This window comes from Arthrobacter sp. SPT-J7 (assembly GCF_059089965.1).
In genome coordinates this window covers 1-7,192 of sequence record NZ_JBNHFF010000173.1, presented here as the reverse complement: position 1 = coordinate 7,192, position 7,192 = coordinate 1, and the positions used below count along the sequence as shown (strand labels likewise).

General features: G+C 66.5%; 7 protein-coding genes and 1 pseudogene. 3 read left to right on the top strand and 5 right to left on the bottom strand.

The window, feature by feature from the left end; all coding sequences use genetic code 11:
- The 3 genes from AC5RWX_RS28345 to AC5RWX_RS28335 all read right to left on the bottom strand — a co-directional run.
- Positions 1–344, bottom strand: a 344-nt coding sequence (locus AC5RWX_RS28345) for a TetR/AcrR family transcriptional regulator (protein WP_494099579.1), incomplete at its 3' end; no start/stop codon positions are given.
- Positions 345–394: 50 nt separating this feature from the next.
- The gene (gene paaK / locus AC5RWX_RS28340; RefSeq protein ID WP_494099578.1) at positions 395–1,765 is read right to left on the bottom strand and encodes a phenylacetate--CoA ligase PaaK; all 1,371 of its coding nucleotides are present in this window, start codon (positions 1,763–1,765) and stop codon (positions 395–397) included.
- A gap of 7 nt (positions 1,766–1,772) precedes the next feature.
- A complete protein-coding gene (locus AC5RWX_RS28335; RefSeq protein WP_494099577.1) occupies positions 1,773–2,222 on the bottom strand; it encodes a hotdog fold thioesterase in 450 nt (149 codons plus the stop codon).
- Between the two features lie 200 nt (positions 2,223–2,422).
- Here AC5RWX_RS28335 and pta point away from each other — a divergent pair, with 200 nt between their 5' ends.
- The gene (gene pta / locus AC5RWX_RS28330; RefSeq protein WP_494099576.1) at positions 2,423–4,501 is read left to right on the top strand and encodes a phosphate acetyltransferase; all 2,079 of its coding nucleotides are present in this window, start codon (positions 2,423–2,425) and stop codon (positions 4,499–4,501) included.
- 77 nt (positions 4,502–4,578) lie between these two features.
- On the opposite strand, the gene AC5RWX_RS28325 is transcribed toward pta, so the two are convergent.
- On the bottom strand, positions 4,579–4,884 hold the full coding sequence (locus AC5RWX_RS28325; protein WP_494099575.1) for a hypothetical protein: 306 nt from the start codon (positions 4,882–4,884) through the stop codon (positions 4,579–4,581).
- A 141-nt stretch (positions 4,885–5,025) separates the two neighbouring features.
- On the opposite strand from AC5RWX_RS28325, the gene AC5RWX_RS28320 reads away from it, so the two are divergent.
- Both AC5RWX_RS28320 and AC5RWX_RS28315 read left to right on the top strand, forming a co-directional pair.
- On the top strand, positions 5,026–6,192 hold the full coding sequence (locus AC5RWX_RS28320; protein ID WP_494099574.1) for an acetate kinase: 1,167 nt from the start codon (positions 5,026–5,028) through the stop codon (positions 6,190–6,192).
- 10 nt (positions 6,193–6,202) lie between these two features.
- On the top strand, positions 6,203–6,778 hold the full coding sequence (locus AC5RWX_RS28315; RefSeq protein ID WP_494099573.1) for a GNAT family N-acetyltransferase: 576 nt from the start codon (positions 6,203–6,205) through the stop codon (positions 6,776–6,778).
- A 49-nt stretch (positions 6,779–6,827) separates the two neighbouring features.
- Here the strand turns inward: AC5RWX_RS28315 and AC5RWX_RS28310 are convergent.
- Positions 6,828–7,192: pseudogene (locus AC5RWX_RS28310) on the bottom strand (pyridine nucleotide-disulfide oxidoreductase); the annotation flags it as partial.

Sequence of the window (7,192 nt, the reverse complement as noted above, 5' to 3'; positions counted from 1 at the left end):
AATGGCAGGCGCTCCACCAGGACGGCCACCGTCTGCCGGAGCACAAACTCAAGCCGGGCGTCGGCTGCGCCGGACGTAGCCCCCGGTTCTTCCAGTATTGCCTCGAGGCCCCCCAACGCGTGGTCAAGGGCCAGCCTGAGGAGGTCGCCCTTGGACGGCACGTGGTGGTAGATTGCCGACTTTGAGATGCCCAGGTTGTCCGCCAGGATACCCATGGAGGTTGCGTCGTAACCGTGCCGGTTGAAAACGTCGACGGCGATGCGCAGCACCGACTGCTGGTCGTAACCGGGCCGGCCGCGCTTGGCGCCGGCGGCGGTACTGGCTGTTTCAGTGGTGCTGGGCATGGTGCCTAGTTTCTCATGAACGGTCGGTCAGTCTGCGCGTGCCCATGCTCCTAGCCCTTAGGCCGCAGGTCGTAGATCCGTCGCAGCTTGCCATTGGACCGCTCAAGCGAGCCCGGCTCCACCACGTCCACCGTGCATGAAGAACCCACGTGGATCTTGATCTGCTCCTGCAGGTTGCGGGCCGCCGTCGTGCTCTGCTCGGAGGTAACGGCGTCACGGCGCTCGATCCGGACGGTCAACTGGTCCATCCGCTGGCCCTTGGGGCGGGTGAGTTCAAGCTGGAAGTGCGGGCTGAGCTCGGGGATCCGCAGGGCGATTTCCTCGATTTGGGACGGGAAGAGGTTCACGCCGCGGAGGATGATCATGTCGTCGCTGCGGCCGGTGATGCGGCCCATCCTGCGGTGCGCGGGCCGGGCCGTGCCGGGAAGGAGCCGGGTGAGGTCCTTGGTGCGGTAGCGGATGATGGGCAGCGCTTCCTTGGTGAGCGAGGTGAAGACGAGTTCGCCGTGTTCGCCGTCGCGCATGACGTTATCCTTGCCCACTACGGGGTTGAAGGCGTCGATGATTTCGGGGCGGAAGTGGTCCTCCCAGATGTGGCTGCCGTCCTGGGTCTCCACTGCCTCGCCGGCGACGCCCGGGCCCATCACTTCGGAGAGCCCGTAGATGTCGCACGCCTTGATGTTCATGGTGACTTCGAGCTCGTGCCGCATCTCCTGGGTCCACGGCTCGGCGCCCAGGACGGCGTACTTCAAGGAAGTGGAGGCAGGGTCGATGCCCATGTGCGCCATGGCGTCGGCGATGGTCAGCAGGTAGGTGGGGGTGGCCAGGATGGCGTCGGGTTCGAAGTCCTGGATCAGCTGGATCTGGCGTTCGGTCTGCCCGCCGGACATGGGGATGACGGTGCAGCCGAGGGCTTCTGCTCCTGCATGGGCGCCCAGGCCGCCCGTGAACAGGCCGTAGCCGTAGGCGTTGTGGACCTTCATGCCGGGGCGTATGCCGGACGCGCGGAAGCAGCGGGCCACAAGTTTGGCCCAGTCCGCAAGGTCCTGCTTCGTGTAGCCGACGACGGTGGGCCGGCCCGTGGTGCCCGAGCTGGCGTGCACGCGGGCTACTTCGCTTTGCGGGACGGCGAACATCCCAAACGGGTATTCAGCGCGCAGGTCTTCCTTGGTGGTGAACGGGAAATTGCCGAGGTCGCTGAGTTCCCGCAGGTCGCTGGGGTGGATGCCGGCGTCGTCGAACTTGCGCTTGTACAGGGGCACCCGCTCGTAAGCGTAGGCCACTGTGTGCTGGAGCCGGCTGAGCTGCAGGGCCTCGAGCTCGTCACGGGAGATGGTCTCCTCGCGGTCCAGGACGCCGTCAGGCGCTGCGGCGGACGATGCTGCGGTCGGGGCGGGGGTTTCGGGGGCGTGGAGGGTCATGGTTGTCCTACTTCTTGGGGATGGTCCGGCTGCGTCCGCGGAACTCGGCGATGAGTTCGCCCGGGGCAGGCGCGCCGGCGTCGGCAGCGAAAATCTGGATGTCGTACAGGCCGCTGCGCCCGGCGCTGGAGCGGCGGTCGGCAACCGCGGTGATCACCTGGTCACGGTAGGCCGGCTTAAGGAAGTTGATGTCGACGCCGGCGGCCACAGTGATGTTGTTTTCCTCGCCGGGTGCAGGGTGGACCGGGTTGCAGGCCATGGCGAAGGCGGAGTCCGCGAAGGCGAAGATCATTCCACCATGCGCCATGCCGAAGCCGTTGAGCATCTCCTGGCGAAGGGTCATGCGGATGGTTGCGTGCCCTTCGCTGACCGCGAGGACCTCGATTCCCATCCATATGGAGGCGTAGTCGTTGTCCAGGATGGGGTGGATCGCCCCGGAAACTGTTGTTTCAGCCATGCGTCATTGCCTCCAGCTTTATTTACCGAATGTTCATTAGGTAATCCCATGACCGGGTCCGGTGTCAAGGGGAATGCCTTCCCGCGGAAGCGCAGTTACGGTATGGCCGGGCTTCCAGGATTACCTCTAAGTGCCATGTCGAGAGAGGGAAGTGCAAGGATGGGAGGACCTGCACCAGCACACCAGCAAAAGGGCGGACCATGGCCAAAAGCATCTACGTCAGCGCAACCACCCCCGGATCGGGCAAATCCCTCGTGGCCCTGGGCCTGGCGGACACCCTGCACCGCCACGCCGACAGGATCGGCTTCTTCAAACCCGTGGTGCACGGACCGGATGCCGCGGACGATCCGATGGTGGCCCTGATGAAGTCGAGGTTTGCGCTGGAGGATGAGCGGTGCCGCGGCGGCCTCACCCACGAGGAGGTCCGGTCCCTGCTCGCCGAAGGCAAGCGCGAGGAGATCGACTCCCGCTGTGTTGAGATCTTCGCCGGGATCTCCCGCCACTGCGATGTGGTGATCGTGGAGGGCACGGACCTCACCGGCCAGGACGCCGCCGTCGAATTCGACCTCAACGCGCGCCTCGCCAACAACCTGGCCGCCCCCGTGGTTGCCGTTGTTGGCGCCAAGGGCCGGACCGTCGCAGAGGCCGCGGCCGCCGTCGAGGTTGCCCGCAAGGAGCTCGCCGCCGAGAAATGCGCCCTGTTGGCGATCATGGTGAACCGCGCGGATCCGGACGACGTCGAAGCCATCGCCGCCGAGGTGAAGCCCGGCGCCTCCAAGCGGCCGGTGTACGTCCTGCCGGAGTTGGAGGAAATCGCCCGGCCCACAACGGGCGAAGTGGCTGCCGCCCTGGGCGTGCGGCAGATTGCCGGCCGGGCGGACATGGAGCGGGACGTCCGGGACATCAAGGTGGCTGCCATGAACGTGGGCAACTTCTTGAACGTGCTGGACGAGGGCGCCCTGGTGATCGTGCCAGGGGACCGCGCGGACGTGATGGTGGCATGCCTGGCATCGTCCTTCTCGCCGGAGTTTCCGGTGGCTTCAGCACTCATCCTCACCGGCGGGCTGGCGCCGGACGCGAACATCTACCCGCTCCTGGCCCAGGCGCCGTTCCCGGTTTTCGCCGCGCAGGAGGACACCTACACCACGGCCCGCCGCGTCTCGGAAGTCCGGAGCGAGATCTGGTCCGGGCACCGCCGCAAGGTGGCCTCAGCCCTGGGGCTCTGGTCCCGCAGCGTGGATGAGGCGGAGCTGGTGGAGCGGCTGCACCTGCCGCGGGCCGAACGGATGACCCCACTTCGCTTCCTGCACGACCTCATCGAACGGGCCCGGGCCCAGCGCCGCCACGTAGTCCTCCCCGAGGGGACCGATGTACGGATCCTGCGCGCGGCAGAAATCCTGCACCGGCGCGACGTCTGCGACCTGACCGTGCTCGGACCGGAATCGGACGTCCGGGAGCTGGCCGCGGCCCGCGGTATCGACCTGTCCGGAATCAACATCGTGGATCCCGCCACCTCCGACCTGCGGCAGAAGTTCGCCGAGCAGTATTCGGAGCTGCGGGCACACAAGGGTGTGGACCTGCCCAAAGCCCTGGAAATCATGCAGGATGTCAGCTATTTCGGCACCATGATGGTCCAGCTGGGCGTGGTGGACGGAATGGTGTCCGGGGCCGCCCACACCACAGCACACACCATCCGGCCGGCACTGGAGTTCGTGAAGACCCGCGATGGCGTGAAGATCGTTTCGTCCGTATTCCTGATGCTGATGCCGGACCGGGTGCTGGTCTACGGCGACTGCGCCGTCAATCCGGACCCCAATGTGGAACAGCTGGCCGATATTGCAGTGGCCTCCGCCGAGACCGCAGCCCAGTTTGGAGTGGAGCCGCGGGTGGCGATGCTGTCCTACTCCACCGGCGGCTCGGGCTCCGGCTCAGCGGTGGACCAGGTGCGGCAGGCCACCGAACTGGTCCGCGAGCGCCGGCCAGACCTCGCCGTCGAAGGCCCCATCCAATACGACGCCGCGGTGGACGCTTCGATTGCCGAGTCCAAAATGCCGGGATCTTCAGTGGCCGGCCAGGCCACCGTGTTCATCTTCCCGGACCTCAACACCGGCAACAACACCTACAAGGCGGTGCAGCAGAGTTCCGGTGCAGTCGCCGTCGGGCCTGTCCTGCAGGGGCTGCGGAAGCCGGTCAATGACCTGTCCCGCGGCTGCACGGTTGAGGACATCGTGAACACCGTCGCCATCACGGCCATCCAGGCGCAGGCGCCGGCCTCGTAAGAGCGGCCAAGGCCGTGAACGCAAAAGGACGACGTCGGCACCCGGCTTGGCTGCCGACGTCGTACTTTTTGCAGGGATCAGCTGTTGTCCGGCTTGGCCAGGCTTTGGTCGTCCTCCTGCTTGGCCGGCTCGTCGGACAGGCCCTGCGGCGTCAGGTCGAGGTCCTCGGTGTTTTCGGGCGCCTGTGGCGCTTCACCCGTCTCGGCGGCCTTGACGTCGCCGGTATCGTCCAGGGCCGGGTTGGCACCCTCAACGCCAGTGGGATCCTTGGTACCGGAGCCTGTGCCGGCGTCGGAGTCCGCTTGCGGGCTGAGGGGCGCCGTGCTGCTGGATCCCGTGTTGGTGGGGTCGTTCTCGTCGATCGAAGCGGGCTCGTTCGTCATGGAAGTGTCCTCTCGGGGCGTGGTCCAGCCTGTCTGCCGACTCTAGGCACAGGCCGCTCCCAATCGCAAGGAAACTGTTTGGCACGAGGGGCACCCTATAGTGTGGTCTGAACTGCAGAAGCCAGGCTCAGGAGGCCCCGCATGCTCGTGCTCGTCATCAATTCCGGCTCGTCCTCGCTGAAGTACCAGGTGCGCGACGTCGCCGCAGGGAGCGTATTGACCGAGGGGCTGATCGAAAAGATCGGCATGGGCAACGGCGGCGACGGGGATGGCGAGATCGAGGGCCCGCGGGACCACGCCGAGGCATTGGAGCAGGTGGACGCAGCTATCCATCAGGAACTGGGCGACCTGGAATTGGCCGCCGTGGGGCACCGCGTGGTGCACGGCGGCGAGCGGTTCGCCGAGCCGGTGCTGGTCGACAACGAGATCACCCGTGCCATTGAGCGGCTCAACCCGTTGGCCCCTCTCCATAACCCGGCCAACGTCCTGGGCATCCGGGCCATCACCAAAAAGTGGCCGGACATGCCGCAGGTGGCCGTGTTTGACACAGCTTTCCACCGCACCCTTCCTGAGCACGCGTGGCGCTACGCTGTCCCGAACGAGCTTTACACGGACCACGGCATCCGCCGCTACGGCTTCCACGGCACGTCCCATGAGTACGTCACCCGCCGCGCCGCCGCGCTGCTGGACCTTCGGGTTGAGGAGTTCGACGGCGTCATCGCCCACCTGGGCAACGGCGCCTCCGTCACCGCCATCCGGGGAGGCCATTCCGTGGACACGTCCATGGGCTTCACCCCACTGGAAGGCCTGGTGATGGGCACCCGTTCGGGCGACCTGGACCCCTCCATCCTGGTGTTCCTCGGCCGGGCCGGCTGGACGCCTGAAGACATCGACACCATGCTCAACCGCGAATCCGGACTGAAGGGCCTGGCCGGCAACAACGACATGCGGTCGGTGGTCGAAGCGTCCGAAGCCGGCGATGCCAAGGCGGCCACTGCGCTGGGGGTCACGTCCTACCGGCTGGCCAAATACATCGGGGGCTACCATGTGGCAGTGGGCGGGGCCAAGGCGCTGGTGTTCACCGCCGGCATTGGCGAGAACTCACACCAGTTCCGCTCCTTGGTGGTGGAGAAGCTGGGCGCGCTGGGCATGGAGCTCGACGCCGGCCTGAACGCCGAGCGGTCCAAGGAACCCCGCGTGATTTCCACCCCGCAGTCCGCCATCCCTGTCCTGGTGGTTCCCACCGATGAGGAACGCGCCATCGCGGAGGCGACGGCCGCTGTCGTAGGATCCGGATCTGCGCAGTAGCCTCCTTCCCATGCCTGAGATCACCCTGCCGATCCGCACCCAGCGGCTGGTCCTGCGCCGCTTCGAGGGCAGCGACCTGGACGCCTTCCACGCGTACCATTCGCTGGCGGAGACGGCCCGGTTCCTGCCTGGACCGGCCAAGAGCTACACACAGTCGATGGAGCGGGTGGGCCGGTACGCCAACTTCGTTTTCGAGAAGGAGGGCGACTGGGTAGCGCTCGCCATCGAGTCGGCGGACCAGGCCGGCGTGCAGGGCGAGGTGGTGCTGAAATGGCTGCCGGGCCGCGGGCAGGGCGAGGTGGGCTGGGTCCTGGCGCCCGGTGCCAGGGGCAAGGGCTACGCCACCGAGGCCGCGGCGGCGATGCTCCGGCTTGGCTTTGAGGAACTGGGCCTGCACCGGGTCGAGGCGCGCCTGGATGAACTCAACACGGCGTCAGCCGAGCTCTGCTGCCGGTTGGGCATGCGGCAGGAAGCGCGGCACGTGGACAAGTGGCACTACAAGGGCCAGTGGGCCACCGAGTTGATCTACGCGGTCCTGGCCGACGAGTGGCGCATCGACCAGGCCCTCAAACGCCGAGACCCCTAGCGACCCTCTCTCACTTACTGCGCGTTTTCCTGAGACCCTCTCTCACCTCTCAGGCGCGGCCCTTGAGGATCAGGCTCCAGTACACCTGCGGGAAAATGTCCCGGTCCACCACCCAGGACAGCTTGCTCTCATTCCACGTCGGGACGCGGGGAATCGTGGGCATGGGCCGGTAGCGGTCGTCGAACTCGGCAAAAACCACGCTGTTGCGCGATACCGTGAACGGGCACACGGAGTAGCCGTTGTACTTGGCCGGCAGCGGTTTCCCCTTGCGGGCGGCCACCAGGTTCTTGGCCAGTACCATGGTCTGCTTGCGCAGGGCACCGCCGGACTTGGAGTTGGTGGTCCCGGCCGCGTCGCCAAGGGACCAGACGTTGTGGAACCGGATATGCCGGAGCGTCTGCCGGTCCACCTCGA

Excerpts from the sequence above, each read along its gene's own strand:
- AC5RWX_RS28315 (WP_494099573.1), top strand. The coding sequence starts at position 6,203 with ATGCCTGAGATCACCCTGCCGATCCGCACCCAGCGGCTGGTCCTGCGC.
- AC5RWX_RS28335 (WP_494099577.1), bottom strand. The coding sequence starts at position 2,222 with ATGGCTGAAACAACAGTTTCCGGGGCGATCCACCCCATCCTGGACAAC.
- paaK (WP_494099578.1), bottom strand. The coding sequence starts at position 1,765 with ATGACCCTCCACGCCCCCGAAACCCCCGCCCCGACCGCAGCATCGTCC.
- AC5RWX_RS28325 (WP_494099575.1), bottom strand. The coding sequence starts at position 4,884 with ATGACGAACGAGCCCGCTTCGATCGACGAGAACGACCCCACCAACACG.
- pta (WP_494099576.1), top strand. The coding sequence starts at position 2,423 with ATGGCCAAAAGCATCTACGTCAGCGCAACCACCCCCGGATCGGGCAAA.
- AC5RWX_RS28320 (WP_494099574.1), top strand. The coding sequence starts at position 5,026 with ATGCTCGTGCTCGTCATCAATTCCGGCTCGTCCTCGCTGAAGTACCAG.